Origin of the sequence: Micromonospora sp. NPDC005254 (assembly GCF_042872525.1) — a bacterium.
Taxonomy (GTDB): Bacteria; Actinomycetota; Actinomycetes; order Mycobacteriales; family Micromonosporaceae; genus Micromonospora.
On the sequence record NZ_JBIAKM010000001.1, the window covers coordinates 366,101 to 387,651 of the forward strand.

Below are 21,551 nucleotides of genomic sequence, written 5' to 3' on the forward strand. Positions count from 1 at the left end.
CCAAGCTACGCTGGCTGATGTGACTTCCCGCGTTCCGGTGCTCCTGTCCAGCTCGTCGGTCTTTCCCGAGCCGACCGCGGCGGCGTTCCAACTGGCCGCGGCGCTCGGCTACGACGGCGTCGAGGTGATGGTCTGGACCGACGTGGTCAGCCAGGACGCGGGCGCGCTGCGCGGCCTGTCGGCGCACTACGGCGTGCCGGTGCTGTCGGTGCACGCGCCCTGCCTGCTGGTCACGCAGCGGGTGTGGAGCCCCGACCCGTGGGAGCGGCTGCGCAGGGCCGCCGAGCTGGCCGAGACGCTGGGAGCGCCGACGGTCGTGGTGCACCCGCCGTTCTCCTGGCAGCGGGACTACGCGCGCAACTTCGCCGAGGGCTTGGCCACGGTCGCGGACCGGTTCAACGGCCTGCGCTTCGCGGTGGAGAACATGTACCCGGTGCGGATGGCGGGCCGGCAGTTCGTCCCGTACGTCCCCGGGTGGGATCCCACCGACAGCGGCTACCCGTCGTACACCCTGGATCTGTCGCACTGCGCGGCCTCGCACAGCGACCCCCTCGAAATGGCCGACCGGATGGGCGCGGGCCTGGCCCACGTGCACCTCGGCGACGGCACCGGCGAGGGTCGCGACGAGCATCTGGTGCCCGGGCGCGGCACCCAGCCCTGCGGGGAGCTGCTCTCCTCGCTGGCGGCGCGGGGCTTCACCGGCGCGGTGGCCGTCGAGGTGGCGACCCGGGGCGCGAAGAGCCGCGCGGTGCGCGAGGCGGACCTGCGCGCCGCGCTGGAGTTCGCCCGCCAGCACCTGCCCGCCCAGTCACCGGTCGACGTCTGACCCCGGCGGGGCCCGGCGTCAGCTGACCGGGGTCAGTGATTCGGTGGTCGAGGTCGGCTGCGGGGCGACCGGCAGCTGCTCCCCGATGGCGGCCCGCTTGCGGGCCCGGTGTGCCGCCACGTGCGAGCGGGTGGCGCAACGCTCGGAGCAGAACCGCCGGCAGCAGTTGGACGACGTGTCCAGGTAGACGTTGCCGCACCGCTCGTCGGCGCAGACCCCGAAGCGGGCGCTGCCGTACTCGCAGAGCCAGACCGACAGCCCCCAGACCGCGCCGGCCAGGTATTCGGCGCTGACCGACGCGCCCCGGCTGGTCACGTGCATGTGCCAGTCGCTGGAGTCGTGCCCGGAGATGCGCGGCTGGACCGGGAACGCCTCGAGCAGCGCGTTCAGCTCGGTCACCGCCTGGGCGTCGCGCCCCGAGGTGCCGTACTCGAAGACGTCGCGGAGCCGCTTCTGCGCCCGCCGGAAAATCGCGACGTCGCGATCGGCGACCTCGTCGCGCATCCAGGCGTTGTCGTCGGGGAAGAGGGCCCGCAGGTCGTCGAGGTCGTCCAGGCGGGCGTTGACCAGGTCAACACCGGTCCGGGCGTACGCGTCGAAGTTCACGCCCCCAACGGTAGACGACTCACGGGGTGCGCGGCGCGTCGATGTAGTGCGGCAGGAACCGCGCGTAACCGTCGGTGATCAGACTCGCGCTCTCCCGAACCCCCACCCCGGCCGACTCGCCGCCGACGATCCAGCTGCCCAGCACCACCCGGTTGCCGTCGAACTGCGGCAGCGCCCGGAACTCCTGGTAGCACCAGCCCTCGTCGCCGTAGATCCCCGGGTTGGTGATCTCCTGCTCGGCGGTCACGATGCGTACCGAGCCGCCCTCCCGGCCGAGCAGCGGCTTGGCCACGTACTCGGGCATGCCGCGCGGCGAGTCGAGGTACGCCGGGAGCAGGTACTCGTGGTCGGGGTACAGCTCCCAGAGGATCGCGAGCAGCGCCTTGTTGGACAGCAGCAACTTCCACGCCGGTTCGATCCAGGTGGTCGGGGTGCCCGGGGCCAGCGCGGGCGGCCCGTACGGCTCGGCCAGCATCCACTCCCACGGGTAGAGCTTGAAGCAGGTGGTCACCGGGCGGTCGGCGGCGTCGACGAAGCGCCGGCCGTCCCAGCCGATCTCCTGGATGGGTTGCAGCTCGACGTCGAGGCCGGCCTGTCGGGCGGTCTCGGCGAGGTAGCCGGCGGTCATGTGGTCCTCGCCCGACTCCTCCTCGTTCGACCAGAGCACGTGCACCCGGGGGTCGTGCAGCCCCGCGCCGATCTTGGCCCAGGCGCCGACCAGCCGCTCGTGCAGGCTGTTCCACTGGTCCAGCTCGGGGCGGGTCTGCTCCAGCCAGTACCACTGGATGATGCTCGCCTCGACCAGCGCCGTCGGCGTGTCCGCGTTGTACTCCAGCATCTTCGGCGGCCAGGTGCCGTCGTACGCCAGGTCGAAGCGCCCGTAGAGGGTGGGTGGCGCCTCGCGCAGCGACCGGGCCACCGCGTCGGCCGCCCAGGCGGGGATGCCGAACTCGGCGTACCGGCGCTGCGCCACCACGTGCTCGGCGGCGGCCACCGACATCCGGTGCAGCTCCTCCGTGGCCTCCTCCAGCCGCAGCACCTCGTCGAGGTCGAAGGCGTACGCGGCGGTCTCGTCCCAGTACGACATGATCCCGCCGTCGGGCAGTTCGGTGTCGACGTAGACCAGCCCCTGCGCGCGGATGGTGGCGTCCCAGTCGGGCCGGGGCGGCACGGACTCACGGCGCACGTCAGCCGCCGCAGGAGGCGAGGTGGGTGCCGAACCCGCCGCGCTCGGGCAGGGCGGCGGTGGTCGGCTCCCCGGCGGTCCGCCCCGCGACAGGCGCGGGGACCCGCATCGCCAGCGCGACCGTGTCACCGCCGCCGACCGGCCCGAGGGCGCAGTCGTCATCGTCGTCGTCCGAGGTCATGTTGCAGCCGGAGAGGGCGAGCGCGAGAGCGGTGAGCGCGCCGAGCTGCACGGAGGCCGACCGGAGCCGGCGGCGGGGGCGTTGGTCCACGGCATCGTTGTAGTCGATCGACGCCAGCACCGCAGCCCCGGCCGCCCCTCGGCGGGGGTCCTGGCAGGGGCGATACGCTCGGCTCATGCTCCGTTCCGTCATCCTCGCCGCCTCCCGGTCATCCCAGGTCGAGCGGCTCGTCGCGACCGCCCCGTACACCCGGGACGTCGTTCGCCGGTTCGTCGCCGGCGCCACCACCGACGACGCGTTGCGCGCGACCCGCGGGCTCGTCGACGACGGTCTGGCCGTCACCCTCGACCACCTGGGCGAGGACACCGTCACCCCCGAGCAGGCCACGGCCACCCGGGACGAGTACCTGAAGCTGCTGTCGATGCTCTCCGGGGCCGGGCTCACCCCGGCCGCCGAGGTGAGCGTGAAGCTCTCCGCGCTCGGCCAGATGTTCGACGAGCAGTTGGCGTACGACAACGTGCGGGCGATCTGCGCGGCCGCCGACGCCGCGGGCACCACGGTCACCCTGGACATGGAGGACCACACCACCACCGACTCGACGCTGGAGGTGCTGGCCAAGCTGCGCAAGGACTTTCCGTCGACCGGCGCGGTGCTCCAGGCGTACCTGCGGCGCACCGAGTCGGACTGCCGGGAGCTGTCCTCCGCCGGGTCGCGGGTGCGTCTGTGCAAGGGCGCGTACCGGGAGCCGGAGTCGGTGGCGTACCAGTCGGCCCGCGAGGTGGACAAGTCCTACGTCCGCTGCATGAACATCCTGATGTCCGGTGACGGTTACCCGATGCTGGCGACCCACGATCCGCGGATGATCGCGATCGGCGAGGACCGGGCCCGCTGGTTCGACCGGGGGCCGGAGCGCTTCGAGTTCCAGATGCTCTACGGCATCCGCCCCGAGGAGCAGGCCCGGCTGGCCGGCGAGGGCTACACGGTGCGCACCTACGTCCCGTACGGCGACGAGTGGTACGGCTACCTGATGCGTCGGCTCGCCGAGCGCCCGGCGAACCTGGTCTTCTTCGGCCGCGCCCTGATCTCCAAGAAGTAGTCGCCGCTTGACGCGCTTGGCTAATTGGGTTAGCTTAAAGCTATGACAGTTAGCCAGGTGCGGCGGGACGGCGGACACATCGCGTACGAGGTGCACGGCGACGGCCCACTGGTCGTCCTCGCGCACGGCATGGGCGAGAACAGGGCGAGCTTCCGACACCTGGTGCCGCTGCTCGTGGCCGCCGGTTACCGGGTCGCCTCGGTCGACGTACGCGGGCACGGGGAGTCCAGCGTCGGCTGGCCCACGTACGCCCCGGCGGAGGTCGGCGCCGACCTGCTGGCCGTCGTCCGTGACCTCGACTCGGGGCCGGCCGTGCTGGTCGGCAGCTCGTCCGCCGCCGCGGCGGTGGTCTTCGCCGCGACCGACGCGCCCGAGCTGGTCTCCGGCATCGTGCAGATCGGCGCGTTCGTCGGTCAGCCGAAACTCAACCCGCTGCTGCGGGCGGCGATGGCGGCCGTGCTGCGCAGTCCCCGACTGTTCGGGATGTTCCACAACACGCTCTTTCCCGTGCACCGGCCGGCCGACGACGCGGCGTACCGCCGGTCGATGGTGGCCAACCTGCGCGAGCCCGGCCGGATGGCCGCGACCCGCGGTGTGATCGCGCCGGTCGAGCCGCACTGGACCGCCCGCGCGCCGCAGGTGCGCCAACCGGTGCTGGTGCTGATGGGCGCCAAGGACCCGGACTTCCCCGACCCGGGCGCCGAGGCGCGGGCGGCCCGCCGGCTCTTCCGCGTCGCCGAGGCCCGGATGATCGAGGAGGCCGGGCACTACCCGCACGCCGACCGGCCGCGGGCCACCGCCGACGAGCTGGTGGGTTTCCTGGCGGTGTGTGCCGGTGCCTAGGGCCGGGCTCAACCAGCAGACCGTGGTGCGGGAGGCCGCCCGGCTGGCCGACGAGGTCGGCTACCAGCAGCTCACCCTCGCCGCGCTCGCCAGCCGGCTCGGAGTCGCGCTGCCCAGCCTCTACAAGCACATCCGAGGGGCGGACGCGCTGAGTCAGAAGCTCGCCGCGCTGGCCACCGTCGAGCTGGCCACAGAGCTGACCACGTCGGCCGCCGGCCGCTCGGGTGGGGACGCGCTGCGGGCGATGGCGGACGCCTACCGCGCCTACGCCCACCGGCACCCCGGGCGCTACCCCGCCACCCAGCGGGTGCCCGACCCGTCCGACCCGGAACACGTCGAGGCGGGCGAACGCGCGGTCGGCGCCATCTTCGCGGTGCTGCGCGGCTACGGACTCACGGGCGACGACGCGGTGGACGCGACCCGGGCGTTGCGCAGCGCCCTGCACGGGTTCGTCGCCCTGGAGGCCGCCGGTGGCTTCGGCCTGCCGCGCGAGGTCGACCGCTCGTACCACCAGTTGGTCGCCGGCCTGGACGTGGCATTCCGCTCCTGGCCGGCTCGCGGAGCCTGACCCGGTCCGATCGGCCGGGTCGGCCTCGCCCGATCCGGTCTTTGGTCGTACCCTTCGGCGGGTGACTGACGGGGTGCAGCAGCCAGCACCGCGGCGGCTCTGGCCGCTGTGGACCGTGCTCGTCGTGGTGGTCCTGCTGCTGGGCTGCGGCCTTCCGGCGGCGTTGGTCGTCGGTGCGGTACGCGAGGCCGGCGGCCGGGCCACGGTCAGCCGGGCCGGCGCCACCGCGACCGACGACCCGGCCACCGCCGTCGCCCGCGCGCTGTCCGACCGGATGACCGCGCAGCTCCAGCGGCAGTCCACGGCACTGCTCGGTGGCGACCGGCCCGCCTTCCTCGCCGTCGCCGACCCCGCCGCGCATCCCGACCTGCGCCGTCGTTTCGCTGCGCTGCGCGCCCTGAAGGTGACGGTGTGGCGGGCCGAGCCGAGCGGCCTGCCCGTACCGGTCGTCGGCAGGCCGGGCGAGTGGCGGCTGCTGGTGCGCTTCCAGTACTGCTTCGTGGCGCCCGGCTGTCGACCGAGCCCGGTGCTGATCGGCACCCGCTGGCGGGAGAACGGCGACCAGCCGCGACTGGTCGCCCTGGAGGAGTCCAAGTCCGCCGAGACCGGCACCCGACCGTGGGAGATCAGTGAGCTGGCCGTGGCGGTCGGCGCGCGGACCATCGTCGCCACCACGCCGGCGCTGCGCGGCAAGCTGCCCGGCCTGCTGACGCAGGCGGAGGCGGCCGCCGCCGTCGCCGACACGTACGCCGTGACCGGCTCGCCGCCGGACCGCTACCGGATCTTCTACGCCGGTCGGACGGAGTGGCAGCGCTGGTACGGCGGCGGACGCCCACAGTGGACCGGCGGCTACGCGGTGACCGTGGGCGGCGGCCACCACGAGGTGGTGCTCAACGCCGACGGGCTGTCCAGCAGCAGCACCGACGACCTGCTCCGGCACGAGCTGACCCACGCCGCCTCGCTGCCGGAGCGCGGTTACCCGGGCAAGACGACCTGGTGGCTCGTCGAAGGGCTTGCCGAGTTCGCCGGCTCGGGCGGTCAGCCGGTCGACCGGTACGAGGGGCTCGCGGAGGTGCGCAAGCTGGTCCGGGGCAGTTGGGACGGCCGGCTGGAGGGCGTCACGCCCGCCGACGACGCCCCCGCCGAGCGGGTCGGCGGCAGCTACGGCGTCGGCTACCTCGCCGTCCGCCACCTCGTCGACCGGTTCGGGCCGGAGCGGCTGCTGACCTTCTTCAAGGCCGTGGTGCACGAGCGCAAGACCCCCGACGCCGCCGCCGAGCAGGCGTTCGGCGAGCAGTGGTCGACGTTGCACGACGAGTGCGTGGCGTACGTCCGCGCGACCTCCGCCTGACGGTCGGCGCGACGGTGCGCCGTACGATCGATGGGTGCGCCGCCCCCAGTTGCCGCGGCCCGCAAGCGCCACGCGGCCCCGCCTGCTCATCGCCCTGACCGCCGTCGCCGTCCTCACCGCCACCACCGCCGCCTCGTGCGGCGACGACCAGCCGCCGGTCGCGCTCGCCTCGGCCGCCCGCAACCCGGTCAGCGAGGTGATCGACGCCCCGGCGACGGTGACGGCCCGCGCCGCCGCCACCCTGACCGCGCCCGCCGACGGCACCCTGGCCAGCCTGCGCGTCCAACCTGGACAGCGGGTGAAGCGTGGCCAGGTGCTCGCGGTGGTCGCGTCCCCGTCGGCCCAGGCGCGGCTGCGCCAGGCGAAGGAGGCGCTGGACGCCGCCAAGCGCGCCGGCCGGGGTGTCTCCACCGGCAACCTGAGCAGCAGCCGGCGGGGCACCGACAAGGCGGCCGAGGAGGCGTTCGACGCCGCCCGCGAGGCCGCCGAGAAGATCGCCGACCCGCAACTGCGCGACGCGCTGCTGACCCAGGTGACGTCCGCCCAGCGGCAGTACGCCGCCGCCGCGCGCAGCGCCGACGCGGCGGTCCGCGCGGTGCAGCGGGGGATCAGCGGGCTGAACTCCGCCGTCGGCTCGCTCTCCGCGGCGCAGCGGCTCCAGGCCCAGCAGGCGTACGACCTGGCGAAGGCGACAGTCGACGCGCTGACCCTGCGTGCCCCGGTCGCCGGGGTGGTGCAGCCCGGCGGCACCCGGGCCGGCAGCGGTGCCAACGGCGGACTGGCCGGGCTGTTGGAGCAGGCCGGTGGGGCCGGGCTCGACCCGTCCGCGCTGGCCCCCGCCCAGGGCGGGCCGCCCGCCGGGGTCGACGATGCCGTCGCGGTCGGCGGTCAGGTCACCGCCGGCACGCCGCTGCTGACCGTGGTGGACACCGGGCAGTTGGGGCTGCTCGCCGAGGTGGACGAGACCGACGTGCTGCTGGTCAAGGCCGGGGTCGGCGCCACAGTCGAGTTGGACGCCGTCACCGGCGCCAGCTACGACGCCACGGTCCGCTCGGTCGACGTGCTCCCCACCAGCTCCGCGCAGGGCGGCGTCACCTATCGGGTACGCCTCACGCTGGGTCCCGGGAAGCTGGCCGAGGACGCGCCGGCCCCGACGCCCCGCCCCGGCATGAACGCGATCGTGCACCTGCGCGTACGCGAGGCCGCCGACGCGGTGACCGTCCCCGCCTCGGCGGTGTTCTCCGCCGACGGCCGGGACGCGGTCTGGGTGGTCCGCGACGGCAAGGCCGACCGGGCACCGGTGACCGTGGGCGTCCAGGGGTCCGACCTGGTGCAGATCCTCAACGGGGTCCAGGCCGGCGACCGGGTCGTGGTGCGCGGCACCGACCAGGTGCGCGACGGCCAGGAGGTCCGGTGACCGACACCCCGCCGGCCATCGAGGCGGTGGACGTGTCGCGGACGTACCACCTCGACGGGGTGTCTGTGGAGGCGCTGCGCGGGGTGTCGCTGACCGTGCAGCCCGGTGACTACGTGGCGCTGGTGGGGCCGTCCGGCTCGGGCAAGTCCACGCTCATGCACCTGTTGGGCGGGCTCGACCGACCGACCGGTGGCCGGTTGGTGATCGGCGGGCGGGACGTCAACGCCCTCTCCCCGCCGGAGATGGCCGCCCTGCGCAACGAGACGATCGGGTTCGTCTTCCAGGCGTTCCACCTGCTGCCGCGTACGTCGGCGGTGGAGAACGTGGCGTTGCCCCTGGTCTACCGGGGTGTGTCGGCCCGGCAGCGCCGGGAGCGGGCGGCGGCGATGCTGGGCCGGGTGGGTCTCGGGCACCGGCTGGACCACCGGCCCAACCAGATGTCCGGTGGCGAGCAGCAGCGCGTCGCCATCGCCCGCGCCCTGGTCACCGAGCCGACGGTCCTGCTGGCCGACGAGCCGACGGGCAACCTCGACAGCGTCACCGGCGCGGCGGTCCTGGAGCTGCTGGAGCGGTTGAACGCGGAATCCGGGGTGGCGCTGGTGATGGTCACCCACGACCAGGAGGTGGCGGCTCGGGCCGCCCGCCGGATCACCATGCGCGACGGTGTGGTGGTGGCGGACAGCGCCACCGCGCCTCATGATCGACCGCTGTCCGTTGATCACGGTCGACCTGAGACACTGGTCCCCGCTCCCAGCGCGGAGCCCCGGTCCGTGTCCGGAAGCGGCCCGGGGCACCCGTCCGGTGGCTCTGGTGGCGCCGCCGGAGCCACCGGGCGCCTTCCGCGCGAGCCCGAGGACGGTGCGGCGTGAGGGTCGCCGAGGCGTGGCGGGTCGCGCTGGACGCGCTCCGGGCCAACCGGCTGCGCAGCTCGCTCACCATGCTCGGCGTGATCATCGGGGTGGCCTCGGTGGTGCTGCTGGTCGCCATCGGCACCGGCACCAAGCAGAAGGTGGAGCAGCAGGTCGAAGGGCTCGGCTCCAACCTGCTGCTGGTCGTCCCCGGCAAGATCGAGGTGGGCACCGCGCCGGTCGTGTCGCCGTTGACGCTCAAGGACGTGGACGCGGTCTCCCGGGTCGTCGGCGATCCCGATCGGGTCGCGGTCACCGTCGCCTCCGGGGCGACCGCACGGGCCGGCGCCCGCTCCGACTTCACCACTGTCCAGGGCGTGCTGGAGACCACCCCGACGGTGTTCACCCGGTCGCTGGCCCGGGGCCGCTACCTCACCGGCACGGACGTCGACACCAGCCGGCGGGTAGCGGTCCTCGGTGACTCGGTGGCCCGCGCGTTGTTCCCCGACCGAGATCCCCTGGGTCAGCAGGTGACCCTCGCCGGGGTGCGGTTCCGGGTCATCGGCGTCTTCGCGCCCCTCGGGCAGAGCCTCGGCGTCGACCGGGACGACGAGGTGCACGTGCCGGTCACCGCGGCGCAGCGCCTGTGGGGCACCCAGCGGGTGGACGGCATCGCGGTGAAGGCGCCCGACCGGGAGCGCATCGACGAGCTGGGCGAGCGCATCGTCGCCGAGCTGAACCGCCGCCACCCGGACACCGAGTTCAGCGCGGTCACGCAGCAGCAGATCCTCGGTGTGCTCGGCGACATTCTCGGTGTCCTCACCGGCGTGCTCGCCGCCATCGCCGGCATCTCGCTGCTCGTCGGCGGCGTCGGCGTCTCCAACATCATGCTGGTCAGCGTTCGGGAACGGACCCGGGAGATCGGGCTGCGCAAGGCCGTCGGCGCTCGGCCCCGCGACATCGGCGTGCAGTTCCTGCTGGAGGCGGTGTTGCTCACCACGATCGGCGGGTTGACCGGGATGGCGCTGGGCGTGGGCACCGCCCTGCTGGTGGACGCGTTGTCACCGATCCCGGCGGCGATCACCTGGTGGTCGTTGGCGCTGGCCTTCGGTGTGTCGGCGGCGGTGGGGATCGTCTTCGGGGTGGTTCCCGCGCAGCGCGCCGGCCGGCTCGACCCGGTGGTGGCGCTGCGCGCCGAGTGAGCAACCGGACGGCGGACGCAGCCCGGGAGATAACGGCAGGCCGGATCGGGTGAACCGACGATCTGGGCATGATCAGTTGTACGAAGGGATCGCGCCGGTCACAGCCGCCCCGCTACCGTACTGGTAACACGCGCGTCGCCGCCCGGCCCGGAGCATCCGTCGGGTTGGCACGCGCCGGGCATGGGATGGGTCGGTGAGCCATGGCCGGGTCGCAGTCCGATGGACGGCTGTCGGAGGTCAAGTTCCTGACCGTCGCGGAGGTGGCGACGGTCATGCGGGTGTCAAAGATGACTGTCTATCGCCTCGTGCACAGCGGTGAGCTCACCGCCGTCCGGGTGGGGCGGTCGTTCCGGGTGCCCGAGCACGCGGTGCACGAATACCTGCGGGGCGCGTTTCAGGAAACCGCCTGAGCCACCGGTCCGCCGATCGAGTGCCACGTAGGCGGCATGGACGGGGGCGCGTTGGTCCTGCTGACGCTCTCCGGCTACCCTGGAGCCCGACCGAGACCCCACCGGTGCGCCCTGCCGCCCAGACCGGTCCGGTCCGTTGTCCGCATGCGGTCGCCGTCGCCACCTGCGTGGTGTCATCCGGTCCGCCCCGCACGTTGTATCGAAAGGCTGTCGTATGGGCTCGGTGGTCAAGAAGCGCCGTAAGCGCATGGCTAAGAAGAAGCACCGCAAGCTGCTGCGCAAGACCCGCGTCCAGCGTCGCCGTCTCGGCAAGTGATCGTCGCCGGGCACAGCGCCCGGCATAAGGCCTCACTTGCCAAACTGTCGACCCCCGGAGGCTCAGGTGATCAGGCCGTGGTCGTCCCGGCTCGATCCCTCCTGTCGGCGTAGGTGCGTCAGATGACCCCCGGAAGCACCTCAGGTGCTCCGGGGGTCGTCGTCGTCACCGGGGTCGGTCGGTACCTGGGCGCGCACGTGGCTGCCCGGCTGGCCGCCGACCCCCGCATCGAGCGGGTCATCGGCGTGGACGCGCCGGAGCCGGGCGCCGAGTTCACCGATCTGCTGGACCGGGTCGAGCGGATTCGCGTCGACCCGGGGTCGCTCGTCGGGCTCCTCGCCGACCTGGAGGTCGACGCGGTGGTGCACCTCGCGTTGGTCAGCGCCCCCGACCAGCAGCACGGCGGCCGGTCGGCCATGAAGGACCAGAACGTCATCGGCACCATGCAACTGCTCGCCGCCTGCCAACGGGCGCCCCGTCTGCGCAAGCTCGTGGTCCGCTCGTCGACCGCCGCGTACGGGGTGTCGTTCCGCGATCCGGCGGTGTTCACCGAGGAGACCGAGCCGCGCGAGGTGCCGCGCGGCGGTTTCGGCCGCGACATCCTCGACGTCGAGGGGTACGTTCGCGGCTTCCGCCGCCGCCGGGCCGACGTGACCGCCACGGTGCTGCGTTTCGCTCCGTTCATCGGTTCGACCGCCGACACGACGTTGACGCGCTACTTCGCGCAGCCGTTCGTGCCGACCGTCTTCGGCCGCGATCCCCGGTTGCAGTTCCTGCACTTCGACGACGCGTTGGAGGTGCTGCACCGGTCGATCGTGGAGGATCACCCCGGCACCTACAACGTCGCCGGTCCGGGGGTGCTGTCGCTGTCCCAGGCGATCCGGCGGGCCGGTCGGGTGGCCGTGCCGGTGCTGGAGCCGGGTCTCTCGGGCGCCGCTGCGCTGGCCCGCACCATGGGGTTCGGCCGCTACGGCCTGGACCAGGTCGATCTTTTCGTGCACGGGCGGGTCGTCGACACCACGCGCCTTGAACAGGAGTACGGCTTCACACCCCGCTCCACCGCCGCCGCGTTCGACGACTTCATCCGCGCCCACAACGGTGGGGTGGTGCTCAGCCGGGGTCAGTTGGCCGCCGCCGAGCAGTTGGTCCTGGACGGCATCCGGCAGGTCCGTGCCGCGGTGCGGGAGCGGTCGTCATGAGCGCGCGGCGTGCGCCGGTTGGGCGAGCCCCGCGGTCGCGAACCGAGGTGGCGTCATGACCGGGCCGACGCAGGGGCGCGAGCCGGCGGGCATGGGGCCGTTCGACGTACCGCCGGGGCCACCCGTGCCGGACGCGGAGCCGGCGCGGCGCAACGGCCACCGGCCGGCGAGCCGGCTCACGCCGGCCGGGACGCCGCGCGACGAGGTCGACACCGCGACCGACGAGCCGGCGGTGGCGGGCGGCGACCCGGCCGCCGACGAGGTCGACACGACGACCGACGAGCCGGCGGGCGGGGGCGTCCCGCCCACCGCGGGCGGGGCGGGCGGCACCGGTCCGGCGGTGCCGGATCGGCCCGGCGACCAGTGGGACCGCCGGGTCGCGAACGGGCTGGCGTTCCTGCGTCGGCGGCTGGCCGGTGACTACGAGGTCGACGAGTTCGGGTTCGACCCGGACCTGACCGACGCGGTCTTCCACCCGCTGCTGCGGCTGCTCTATCGGGACTGGTTCCGTACCGAGGTCAGCGGGGTCGAGCACGTCCCCGTCGACGGGCCCGCGCTGGTGGTCGGCAACCACTCCGGCACCGTCGCCCTGGACGCGCTGATCCTCTCGGCGGCGTTGCACGACAAGCACCCCGCTCACCGCTACCTGCGCCTGCTCGGCGCCGACCTGGTCTTCCGGATGCCGGTGGTGTCGGAGATCGCCCGCAAGACCGGCGGCACGGTGGCCTGCAACCCGGACGCCGAGCGGCTGCTCGGCGGTGGTGACCTGGTCGGTGTGTTCCCGGAGGGGTTCAAGGGCGTCGGCAAGCTCTACGCCGACCGGTACAAGCTGCAACGGTTCGGTCGGGGCGGCTTCGTCTCGGCGGCGCTGCGCACCGGCACGCCGATCGTTCCGGTCGCCATCGTCGGCGGCGAGGAGATCTACCCGATGCTCGCCGACATCAAGCCCGTGGCTCGGCTGCTCAAGCTTCCGTATTTCCCGGTCACGCCGACCTTCCCCTGGCTCGGGCCGCTGGGCATGGTGCCGTTGCCCAGCAAATGGCTGATCGAGTTCTGCCCGCCGATCCCCACCGCGCACCTGACCGACTCGGCGGACGACCCGCTGGTGGTCTTCAACCTCGCCGACCAGGTGCGGGAGACCATCCAGCAGACCCTGCACTCGCTGCTGGAACGGCGACCCGACCCCTTCGGGCCGTAGGCCCGGCGGTCAGCCGGCGCGGCGGCGGCGCTGCAACGCCAGGCCGGCGGTGACCGCGCCGGCGACCAGACCGGCCGCCGCCGTCGACGGTACGGCAATCTTGACCGCCCGACGGCCGGTGCGGAAGTCCCGCACCTCCCAGCCGTGCTGCCGGGCCTGCCGCAGCAGGGTGCCGTCCGGGTTGACCGCCACCGCCCGGCCCACCGAGCGGAGCAGCGGCAGGTCGTTGGCCGAGTCGCTGTAGGCCGCGCAGCGGCTCAGGTCCAGCCCTTCCACGGCGGCGAGCTGGGTGACCGCCTCGGCCTTCGCCGGCCCGTGCATGAGGTCGCCCACCAACCGCCCGGTGTACGCCCCGGCCCGCACCTCGGCCACCGTGCCGATCGCGCCGGTCAGGCCAAGTCGGGTGGCGATCACCCGGCCGATCTCCACCGGGGCGGCGCTGACCAGCCACACGCGCTGACCGGCGTCCAGGTGGCGCTGGGCGAGCTGCCGGGTGCCGGCCCAGATCCGAGGGGCCATCAGCTCGTCGAAGATCTCCTCCGAGAGGCGTTCGACGTCGTCCACCCGCCACCCCTCGACGAAGGCGAGCGCGGCGTCCTTCGCCTGGGACATGTCCCCGGCGTGCTCGCGGGCGAGCAGCCGGAACCGGAGCTGCTGCCAGGCGAAGCGGGCCAGGTCGGCGGTCGTGAAGTAGTTTCGGGCGGCGAGCCCGCGGGCGAACCAGTAGATCGACGCGCCCTGCATCATCGTGTTGTCGACGTCGAAGAACGCCGCGGCGGCCGGGTCCGGTGCGGGTGGGGTCACCGGCGCCAGCGCGGTCTCCGCCCACCCGGCGGTGTGACCGTGAGCGTCGGTGCTGACCGTCACCTTGCGGCTGCGCGCCACGCGACTCCTCTCCTGACCAGGTACGACGGATGCCTCCAGCGAGGGTAGCCGGAGCGCACGGTCGACCGGCCGGACCACAGGGAACTGTGGCCCGGCCGGTCAGACGTGCGGTATGGCGGTCCCGGGGCTGGCGGGTCAGCGCTCGCCGGGGCAGGTGGTCGGAGTGGGTCCGAGCGCGTCGCTGCCGGTCGGTGCCGGCAGGCCGCAGGCGATCGCCGCGCGTACCGAGTCCGAGCGCTCACGGATGCTGTCCAGCAGGGCCAGCGACCTCCGGGTCCGTTCGCGGTCGGCCCGGCTGGCGCCGTCGAGCAGGTTGGTCACCGCCCGGCGCTGGCTGGCGACGAACGTGTTGACGGTGTCCAGGCTGGCCGGCTCGGCCCGCTGCACGGCGGCGGCGGTGAGCAGGCGGATACCCTGCCGGGTGTCGGCGTCCATGTCGTCGAGGACGGCGCTGTAGCCGATGCGGTCGCCGCGCAGTTCGGCTGCTTCGCCGAGCCTGGTCCGGGCGAAGTCCAGGAACAGCTGGCCGCGGCTGACGTCCGAGCTGGCCAGGGCGAGCTGGGCCCGCTCGGTGGAGCGCTTCATGCCGTACAGCGCGTCGCCGGGAACGGCGTTCTCGCTGGCGGCGGAGATCCCGGAGACGGCGATGGCGCCGGCGGCGATGCCGACCAGGATCGCGCCCCGGGCGCGGGCCCGCCGGGCGGTGACCGCGGGTAGCAGAGAGCCGCGGCTCGTGGCCGCGGCCCGCGGGGCAGCCGGCTCGGCCGTCGCCGGTGGGGTGCCCATTCCCTCGCGCTCGGCGGTGGCGAGCAGCATCGCTCGCAGGCCGGTGCGGAACTCGGGGTCCACCTCGGCCGTGGGGGGATCGACGCTGAGCCGCTGACCCACTGCGACGAGCGGGGCCAGTTGGCTGTCCACCCGGGACCGCACGTGGTGCCGCCGGCCGCCGTTGGCCTCGTCGAGAAGCTGCGCGAAGCGCTCGGCGCGCCGGCGGGAGAAGAGGATGTCGTCCACCGCAGGCACCTCCTCTCGCTGGTCACGGCCGGTCGGCCGCCATAGTTGCCAGCGACCGGGCGGCGGTGTGACACCACGGAGGTGAGGTGCCGTCCGGCGTGCCGGTCGGACCTCGGTGCCCCGGGCCTGCCGGGACAACCACCGGTCGCACCCGGAGAAACGCGGCGGACCGGGCACGGGTTACGGGCCTGGCGGGGCGGAAATCACAGAAAGTGATCGCCGTCACCGGGTGCGACCGGGCCTGAGCTGCCGAGACATTGATCGACGCTCGTCGGCCCCGCCGCCGAGAATCACGGCTGGAAGCCGTCGGGCAGAAGCCGTGCCAGGGCGCGAACGGCCCGGTACTGCAGGGCCTTGATGGCACCCTCGTTCTTGCCCATCGCGCGGGCTGTCTCGGCGACCGAGAAGCCCTGGAGGAACCGGAGCACGATGCACTCCTGCTGCTCCGGGTTGAGCTGCTTGACGGCGGTGAGCAGGGCGACGTTGGTGATGTGTTCGACCACCGCGGCTTCCGGGCTGCCCTCCGGGCCCCGGTCCTCGCGGTCGGCGTCGAGCACGTCGCCGGTGGTGACCTCCAGCCGGTACCGGCCGGACTTGAAGTGGTCCGCGACCAGGTTGCGGGCGATCGTCACCAGCCAGGCGCCGAGGTCGCGGCCCTGCCAGGTGAAGCTGCCGATCCGCTTGAGAGCGCGCAGGAACGTGTCCGAGGTGAGGTCCTCGGCGAGCTGGCGGTTGCCGACCCGGAAGTAGACGAACCGGAAGACGGTGTCGACGTACCGGTCGTAGATGAGGCCGAACGCCTCGGACTCGCCAGCCTGCGCCCGCTCGACAAGCGTCCAGACCTCGGTGGCCGGGTCGGACGGGTCCGGGCGGCTGGGGAAGCCGGTCGGGGTGGTCGGGGTGGTCGGAGTGGCGGCCGGGACCGCCGGGATCACCGCCGTCTCGCCCGCCGTCGGATCGGTGGCCGCCGTCGGCGCGTCGCCGACCCGACGGCCCTGGGAGGGCATGGTCGGTCGGGCCGGTGCGGCGACACGGCCACCGGTCGGCATCGCGTTGCCACCCGGGACCGCCGGTCTCGGTGGTGGCTCGTTGGTGTGTGGGCGGTTGCGGGTCCGCTGGGCGGCGTTGTCGCCACGCATCGCGGCGTGCGGGTCGCCCAGCGGCGCGCGGGCCGCCGGTCGTTCGTTGACCGGGGAGCGGGTCGTCTGGCCAGTCAGGCCGACCGGGCGTTCCGCGTATCCGAAGGTGGTCACCGCGCGGCCCCCGTCCCGTTGGTGGCCGGCCGGGCTGGTTTACGGGTCGTCGGTGCGGACCGACCGGGCAACCGGTCGGGCAGGACGGTTCCGGGGTGTGCCGACGGGCGGCAGTTCCCCTTGAGGTGCTGGTCCAATGCGCTCACAGGCACGGGGGCCTCCTCGGGCTGAGGGGTGTCGACTCACGGCAAATGGGGTGAGCCGACCCGAGTGATAATAGGGCCAACGTCACCCGCGCGTGGCAAGTCCGTTACACAGGGCGGAAGTATTTCCCGCTGTGTCGCACCGGTGGCGGACCGGTTGTCCGTCGTGTGCGTTTGACTTTGACCCGGGCCGGTGGTCCTGGATGGATCCCCAGGTCGGGGGCAGTTTGGCCGATCGGCCGCGCCGTCCCGGCCGGCCGCCGCGTGGGCCGGGCCGAAGCGTCGGCCGGCCCACCACCCGTCCCATCGGCCGGACTCGATCGGAGTGTCGACGACACCGCGACTGTCCCATTGACGGGACGCCGGGCAGCCCTGGCGGCCCGACCGTCGGGCGTGGCCTGTCGACCGCCGCTGTGCCAGACTCGACCACCGTGCAGGACTTCTCGGCAGACCCCGCGCCGAACCTCGCCGACCGGGTCCATCGGGCGGCTCTCGACCACGGTGACCGGCCCGCGCTGTACTGGCGGGAGGGGCGCGTCACCTGGTCCGAACTGGACGCCGCCGTGACCGCCGCCGCGCACGGCCTCGCCGCCGCCGTGCCACCCACCGACCCGGGTGGCCCGCCGCCGCGGGTCGCGATCGGGCTGCACAACACCCCCGACTTCGTGATCGGCTGGCTCGGCGCACTGCGAGCCGGCCTGGTCGCGGTCCCGGTCAACCCCGGCTTCACCGCCCCGGAGCTGCGGCACGTACTGGCCGACTCCGGCGCGTCCGTGCTCATCGGCACCGAGCGGGTCCGCCGCCTGGTCGCCGAGGTGGCCGCCGACCTGCCCGCGCTCACCGCCGTGCACGACACACCGCCGACCGCCGACGCGCCCGATCCGCGCCCCCGTCCGCGCCGAGGCGGCGACGACCTGGCCGTACTGCTCTACACGTCCGGCACCGAGGGCCGTCCGAAGGGCGCGATGCTCTCGCACCGTGCGCTGCTGGCCAACCACGAACAGGTCGCGGAGATCGAGCCGCCGGTCGTCGGGCCGACGGACACCGTTCTCCTGGCGTTGCCGCTGTTCCACGCGTACGGGCTCAACTCGGTGCTCGGCGCCGTCGTCCACCACGGGGCCACCGGCGTGCTGCTCGACGAGCCGGGGCCCACTGCAGGGCTCGCCGAGATCGCCAGGCACCGGGTCAGCGTGCTGGTCGGCGTACCGTCGATGTTCCTGGCCTGGGCCGACGCCGACGCGGTCCGCGCGGCGACCGTGTCGGTGCGCGTGGCGGTGTGCGGCGCGGCGCCGCTGGATCCCCCGGTCGCGGCGCGCTTCACCGAGGCCACCGGTCATCAGGTGCACGTCGGGTACGGCCTCACCGAGACCGCGCCGGTGCTCACCTCCACCCTGGTCGGTCCGGTGGTCAAGCCCGGCTCGATCGGCCGGCCGCTGCCCGGCGTGGAGCTGCGCCTGGTCGGCCCGACCGGGGAGGACCTGTGGCGCGACGGCCAGGCGGTCCCCGACGACGACCCGGACGAGCTGGACATCTCCGATGTCGCCCCGGGCACCGACCCGGGGCAGATCGTCGTTCGCGGGCGCAACCTCTTCGGCGGCTACTGGCCCGACGGGCGCGACGGCCCGGACGACGACGGCTGGTGGGGCACCGGTGACATCGCGTACGCCGACGAGGACGGTGACCTCTTCCTGGTCGACCGGCTCGGGGAGTTGATCCTGGTCAACGGGTTCAACGTGTATCCCCACGAGGTCGAGCTGGTGCTCGCCGGGCACCCCGGGGTGGTCGAGTCGGCGGTACTGGGTGTGCCGCACCCGCGGACCGGCGAGACTGTGCGGGCGTACGTGGTGCCGGTGCAGGGCCGACCGGTGACCAGCGAGGAGCTGCTCGCCCACTGCGCACGCAACCTGGCCCGGTTCAAGTGCCCTACCGCTGTCGAGTTCGTCGACGCCCTGCCGCACTCGGCGATCGGCAAGGTACGCAAGACCCAGCTCCGGTCGGCGACGCCGACCGACCGCACGGAGGTAATCGATGGCCACTGACGCCCGACTCGCCCTGATCACCCGACCCGGCTGCCACCTGTGCGACGACGCCAAGGTGGCGCTCGACCGGGTGGTCGCGGTGACCGGCGACAAGTGGGTCGAGTGGGACGTCACCGGCGACGAGGAGCTGGAACGGGAGTACGGCGACCGCCTGCCGGTGGTGCTGCTCGACGGCAAGGAGCACGGCTACTGGCGGGTGGAGGAGGAGCGGCTGCTGCGGGACCTGACCACCCCGCAGCTCTGAGCGGTGCCTATGGTGCTCTGATGACCCCTGCGCAACCCCACCTGGTCTGGGACTGGAACGGCACCCTGCTCAACGACCTCAGCCTGGTGGTGGCCGCCACCAACGCCGCGTTCGCCAGCGTGGGCGGGCCGACGGTCACCCTCGACGAGCACCGGACGCGGTTCCGCCGGCCGATCGCCGACTACTACGCCGAGGTGCTCGGTCAGGCCGTCGACGACGACGCGTTCGGCCGCCTCGACCGGATCTTCCACGACGCGTACCGCAGCGGCCTGACGACCTGCGAGCTGGCTGCCGACGCCCAGTCCGCGATGGCCGCCTGGGAGGGCAGCCAGAGCCTGCTGTCCATGTGGTTCCACGAGGAGCTGGTGCCCACCGTGCACACCTACGGGCTGACCGGCCACTTCACCCGCGTCGACGGCCTGCGGGCCACGGTCGGCGGCGACCGCAAGGCCGAGTCGCTCCGGCGGCACCTGGCCGAGCTGGGCGTGGACGGCAGCGCGGTGGTGCTGATCGGCGACTCCATCGACGACGCGGACGCGGCCCTCGCGGTGGGCGGCCGGGCGGTGCTCTACACCGGCGGCTTCACCGACCCGGCCCGGCTGCGCGCCTCCGGCCACCCGGTCGCCGACACCCTCACCGACGCGGTGGCCCTGGCCGCCCGGGAGGTCAGTTCCGCAGGTAGGTGAGGACGGCCAGCACCCGCCGGTGCTGCTCGGTGTCCGGCGGGAGCGTGAGCTTGGTGAAGATGTTGCGCACGTGCTTCTCCACCGCGCCGTCGCTGACCACCAGGGCGCGGGCGATGGCCGTGTTCGACCGGCCCTCGGCCATCAGGGCGAGCACCTCCCGCTCGCGCGGGGTCAACTCGCGCAACGGGTCGTCGCGGCGGCGTCGGGCGAAGAGCTGGCCGACCACGTCCGGGTCGAGCACCGTGCCGCCGCCGGCCACCCGACGCAGCGCGTCCAGGAACTCGTCGATCGCGGCCACCCGGTCCTTGAGCAGGTAGCCGATGCCACCGCCGGCGCCGCCGGTGGTGGCCAGCAGATCATCGGCGTACGAGACCTCGACGTACTGGGAGAGCACCAGGATCGGCGTACGCGGCACCAGCCGCCGCGCCTCCACCGCGGCCCGCAGCCCCTCGTCGGTGTGCGACGGCGGCATCCGGACGTCGACGATCGACACGTCCGGCCGGTGCTCCACCACCGCCTCGACCAGCGCGTCACCGTCCCCGACGGCGGCCACCACCTGGTGCCCGCTCTCGGTCAGCAGCCGCACCAGCCCCTCCCGGAGCAGGACGGCGTCGTCCGCGATCACGATGCGCATGGCTGTGGTGTCTACCACGTCCGGCCCGGCTCTCGTTGGTTCACAGCGGAAGTTCCGCACGGATCTCGGTGGGCCCGCCGCTCGGGCTCACCACGGCCAGCTCCCCGCCGGCCGCCCGGACCCGGTCGGCGATGCCGGCCAGCCCGTGGCCCTTGGCGAGGTGGGCGCCACCCTGCCCGTCGTCGCCCACCCGCACCTGGAGCTGGGCTTCGTGGCGGGCCACGGCGACCACGGCCTCGGTGGCCCGACTGTGCTTGGCGATGTTGGTCAACGCCTCGGCCACCACGAAGTACGCGGTGTTCTCCACCGCCGGATCGAGCCGGCCGCCCGGCGTGCCGAGCTGCCGGTCCACCTGGAGCTCGATGGGGATGAGCCCGCGGCCGGCGAGCGCGGCCAGGGCGCTGGGCAGCCCCCGGTCGACCAGGATCGGCGGGGCGATGCCCCGGGACAGCGCCCGCAGCTCGGCCAGCGTCTCCCGGGTCTGGGTCACCGCCTCGTCGATCGTCCGGCCGGCGGCCTCCGGGTCGGAGGCGAGCTGCATCCGGGCCCGGCTGAGGTCCATCGCGAGCCGGACCAGGCGCTGCTGGGGGCCGTCGTGGATGTCGCGTTCGAGCCGGCGCAGCGCGGACGCCTCGGCGGACACGGCGGCCCGCTTCTGCTCCTCCAGCACGGTGATCCGGTCCCGCATCTCGGCCACCCCGGTCAGCAGGGCCTTGGCGAAGCTGGCCTGGAGCAGCGCGCAGCCCCGGACCACGATCGGCAGCGTGATCAGGAAGAACACCCCGATCGCGGTGGTCACCCCGATCCGGGCCGTGGTCGACTCGCCCAGGCCGAGCAGCTGGGCCAGGTCGCCGTCGCCCTCGCCGCGCGGCAGCGCCCAGTCGTACACCCAGTAGAGGGAGCCGGCAGCCGCGGCGATCCACCAGGCAAGCGTCAGCACGAAGGTGACCAGCGCCACGATCACCCGCAGGATGCCGTGCGCCAGATCGAGCCAGGACTGGGCGTCGCGCATCGGCAGGAAGATCCGCCGCCAGGCGTTCGCGCCCGCCTCGGGCAGTCGGTAGTGCGGGCGGATCCGGGGTTGCCGCAGCACGGCGGGCAGCCGCAGCCGCTCGATGTCGGCCAGCCCTCGGGCCGCGTACAGGGTGCCGCTGAGGATCGGCAGGCCGATCACGGTGACCACCAGGCCGACGCCGGCCACGAGGCCCGCGAGGAGGACGACGAAGCTGGCCACCGCCAGCGGGAGGCCGAGCAGCACGTACCCGGAGTCGACGAAGAGCTGGCGGGGGATGCTCGGTGCCAGCGTCGGATGGTCGCTGGCGGCAACGGCGGTCATAGCCCAAAGGCTAGGCACCTGGGCTCGGTGTCCCCATCCCGAAGCCCCGCCTCTCCCTCGTAGTGCTGTC

General features: G+C 73.6%; 23 protein-coding genes. 15 read left to right on the forward strand and 8 right to left on the reverse strand.

All coding sequences use genetic code 11. From position 1 onward, the window contains the following. Positions 1-19: 19 nt before the first annotated feature. Positions 20-826: a sugar phosphate isomerase/epimerase gene (locus ACFYPR_RS01800; RefSeq protein ID WP_354854527.1), complete on the forward strand. Its 807-nt coding sequence runs from the start codon at positions 20-22 to the stop codon at positions 824-826. Between the two features lie 18 nt (positions 827-844). Here the strand turns inward: ACFYPR_RS01800 and ACFYPR_RS01805 are convergent, their stop codons facing one another. From ACFYPR_RS01805 to ACFYPR_RS01815, 3 genes are read right to left on the reverse strand one after another with little or no spacing between them, the layout of a single operon-like run. Beyond that, the gene (locus ACFYPR_RS01805; RefSeq protein WP_234582354.1) at positions 845-1,432 is read right to left on the reverse strand and encodes a CGNR zinc finger domain-containing protein; all 588 of its coding nucleotides are present in this window, start codon (positions 1,430-1,432) and stop codon (positions 845-847) included. 19 nt (positions 1,433-1,451) lie between these two features. Then, entirely contained in the window at positions 1,452-2,618 is a 1,167-nt protein-coding gene (locus ACFYPR_RS01810; protein ID WP_387258314.1) for a glutathionylspermidine synthase family protein, read from the reverse strand. 1 nt (position 2,619) lies between these two features. Then, a complete protein-coding gene (locus ACFYPR_RS01815; protein WP_354854523.1) occupies positions 2,620-2,976 on the reverse strand; it encodes a hypothetical protein in 357 nt (118 codons plus the stop codon). Between ACFYPR_RS01815 and ACFYPR_RS01820 the strand changes: the two genes are divergently transcribed. The 11 genes from ACFYPR_RS01820 (at position 2,975) to ACFYPR_RS01870 (ending at position 13,247) form a co-directional block, all read left to right on the forward strand. Beyond that, positions 2,975-3,895 (forward strand): proline dehydrogenase family protein, encoded by a 921-nt coding sequence (locus ACFYPR_RS01820; protein WP_354854522.1) that lies wholly within the window; start codon positions 2,975-2,977, stop codon positions 3,893-3,895. The genes ACFYPR_RS01815 and ACFYPR_RS01820 overlap by 2 nt on opposite strands. 42 nt (positions 3,896-3,937) lie before the next feature. After that, positions 3,938-4,738: an alpha/beta hydrolase gene (locus tag ACFYPR_RS01825; protein WP_354854520.1), complete on the forward strand. Its 801-nt coding sequence runs from the start codon at positions 3,938-3,940 to the stop codon at positions 4,736-4,738. Next, positions 4,731-5,306, forward strand: coding sequence for a WHG domain-containing protein (locus tag ACFYPR_RS01830; RefSeq protein WP_354854518.1), 576 nt, complete (start codon positions 4,731-4,733; stop codon positions 5,304-5,306). Before ACFYPR_RS01825 ends, ACFYPR_RS01830 begins: the two co-directional genes overlap by 8 nt. A 61-nt stretch (positions 5,307-5,367) precedes the next feature. Then, positions 5,368-6,657 carry a hypothetical protein gene (locus tag ACFYPR_RS01835; protein ID WP_387258316.1) on the forward strand — a complete coding sequence of 430 codons (1,290 nt, stop codon included), beginning with the start codon at positions 5,368-5,370 and terminating at the stop codon, positions 6,655-6,657. Between the two features lie 34 nt (positions 6,658-6,691). Then, the gene (locus tag ACFYPR_RS01840; protein ID WP_387258318.1) at positions 6,692-8,074 is read left to right on the forward strand and encodes an efflux RND transporter periplasmic adaptor subunit; all 1,383 of its coding nucleotides are present in this window, start codon (positions 6,692-6,694) and stop codon (positions 8,072-8,074) included. Then, positions 8,071-8,943 carry an ABC transporter ATP-binding protein gene (locus ACFYPR_RS01845; protein ID WP_354854514.1) on the forward strand — a complete coding sequence of 291 codons (873 nt, stop codon included), beginning with the start codon at positions 8,071-8,073 and terminating at the stop codon, positions 8,941-8,943. The genes ACFYPR_RS01840 and ACFYPR_RS01845 overlap by 4 nt, the downstream gene beginning before the upstream one ends. Beyond that, positions 8,940-10,124 carry an ABC transporter permease gene (locus tag ACFYPR_RS01850; protein WP_354854513.1) on the forward strand — a complete coding sequence of 395 codons (1,185 nt, stop codon included), beginning with the start codon at positions 8,940-8,942 and terminating at the stop codon, positions 10,122-10,124. The genes ACFYPR_RS01845 and ACFYPR_RS01850 overlap by 4 nt, the downstream gene beginning before the upstream one ends. A 200-nt stretch (positions 10,125-10,324) precedes the next feature. Then, positions 10,325-10,534 (forward strand): helix-turn-helix domain-containing protein, encoded by a 210-nt coding sequence (locus tag ACFYPR_RS01855; RefSeq protein WP_007465625.1) that lies wholly within the window; start codon positions 10,325-10,327, stop codon positions 10,532-10,534. Positions 10,535-10,748: 214 nt separating this feature from the next. After that, positions 10,749-10,850: a 30S ribosomal protein bS22 gene (locus tag ACFYPR_RS01860; RefSeq protein WP_007465623.1), complete on the forward strand. Its 102-nt coding sequence runs from the start codon at positions 10,749-10,751 to the stop codon at positions 10,848-10,850. 122 nt (positions 10,851-10,972) lie between these two features. After that, positions 10,973-12,049: an NAD-dependent epimerase/dehydratase family protein gene (locus tag ACFYPR_RS01865; protein WP_354854512.1), complete on the forward strand. Its 1,077-nt coding sequence runs from the start codon at positions 10,973-10,975 to the stop codon at positions 12,047-12,049. Positions 12,050-12,389: 340 nt separating this feature from the next. Further along, positions 12,390-13,247: a lysophospholipid acyltransferase family protein gene (locus ACFYPR_RS01870; protein ID WP_354854568.1), complete on the forward strand. Its 858-nt coding sequence runs from the start codon at positions 12,390-12,392 to the stop codon at positions 13,245-13,247. A 9-nt stretch (positions 13,248-13,256) separates the two neighbouring features. Here ACFYPR_RS01870 and ACFYPR_RS01875 read toward each other — a convergent pair whose 3' ends face one another. The 3 genes from ACFYPR_RS01875 to ACFYPR_RS01885 all read right to left on the reverse strand — a co-directional run bounded on the left by ACFYPR_RS01875 (position 13,257) and on the right by ACFYPR_RS01885 (position 16,399). Then, the gene (locus ACFYPR_RS01875) at positions 13,257-14,132 is read right to left on the reverse strand and encodes an HAD family hydrolase (protein ID WP_387258319.1); all 876 of its coding nucleotides are present in this window, start codon (positions 14,130-14,132) and stop codon (positions 13,257-13,259) included. 135 nt (positions 14,133-14,267) lie between these two features. Then, on the reverse strand, positions 14,268-15,155 hold the full coding sequence (locus tag ACFYPR_RS01880; RefSeq protein WP_354854508.1) for a DUF5667 domain-containing protein: 888 nt from the start codon (positions 15,153-15,155) through the stop codon (positions 14,268-14,270). Between the two features lie 281 nt (positions 15,156-15,436). Continuing rightward, positions 15,437-16,399, reverse strand: coding sequence for an ECF subfamily RNA polymerase sigma factor, BldN family (locus ACFYPR_RS01885; RefSeq protein WP_354854506.1), 963 nt, complete (start codon positions 16,397-16,399; stop codon positions 15,437-15,439). Between the two features lie 556 nt (positions 16,400-16,955). Here ACFYPR_RS01885 and ACFYPR_RS01890 point away from each other — a divergent pair. From ACFYPR_RS01890 to ACFYPR_RS01900, 3 genes are read left to right on the forward strand one after another with little or no spacing between them, the layout of a single operon-like run. Then, positions 16,956-18,581, forward strand: a complete 1,626-nt coding sequence (locus tag ACFYPR_RS01890; RefSeq protein ID WP_363935434.1) for an AMP-binding protein — start codon at positions 16,956-16,958, stop codon at positions 18,579-18,581. Next, a complete protein-coding gene (locus tag ACFYPR_RS01895) occupies positions 18,571-18,825 on the forward strand; it encodes a glutaredoxin family protein (RefSeq protein WP_354854503.1) in 255 nt (84 codons plus the stop codon). Before ACFYPR_RS01890 ends, ACFYPR_RS01895 begins: the two co-directional genes overlap by 11 nt. A gap of 20 nt (positions 18,826-18,845) precedes the next feature. Then, positions 18,846-19,511 carry an HAD hydrolase-like protein gene (locus tag ACFYPR_RS01900; protein ID WP_354854501.1) on the forward strand — a complete coding sequence of 222 codons (666 nt, stop codon included), beginning with the start codon at positions 18,846-18,848 and terminating at the stop codon, positions 19,509-19,511. Here ACFYPR_RS01900 and ACFYPR_RS01905 read toward each other — a convergent pair. Continuing rightward, positions 19,492-20,145, reverse strand: a complete 654-nt coding sequence (locus ACFYPR_RS01905) for a response regulator transcription factor (RefSeq protein WP_354854500.1) — start codon at positions 20,143-20,145, stop codon at positions 19,492-19,494. The genes ACFYPR_RS01900 and ACFYPR_RS01905 overlap by 20 nt on opposite strands. Before the next feature lie 40 nt (positions 20,146-20,185). Next, positions 20,186-21,481 (reverse strand): sensor histidine kinase, encoded by a 1,296-nt coding sequence (locus tag ACFYPR_RS01910; protein WP_363935432.1) that lies wholly within the window; start codon positions 21,479-21,481, stop codon positions 20,186-20,188. Positions 21,482-21,551 lie beyond the last annotated feature (70 nt).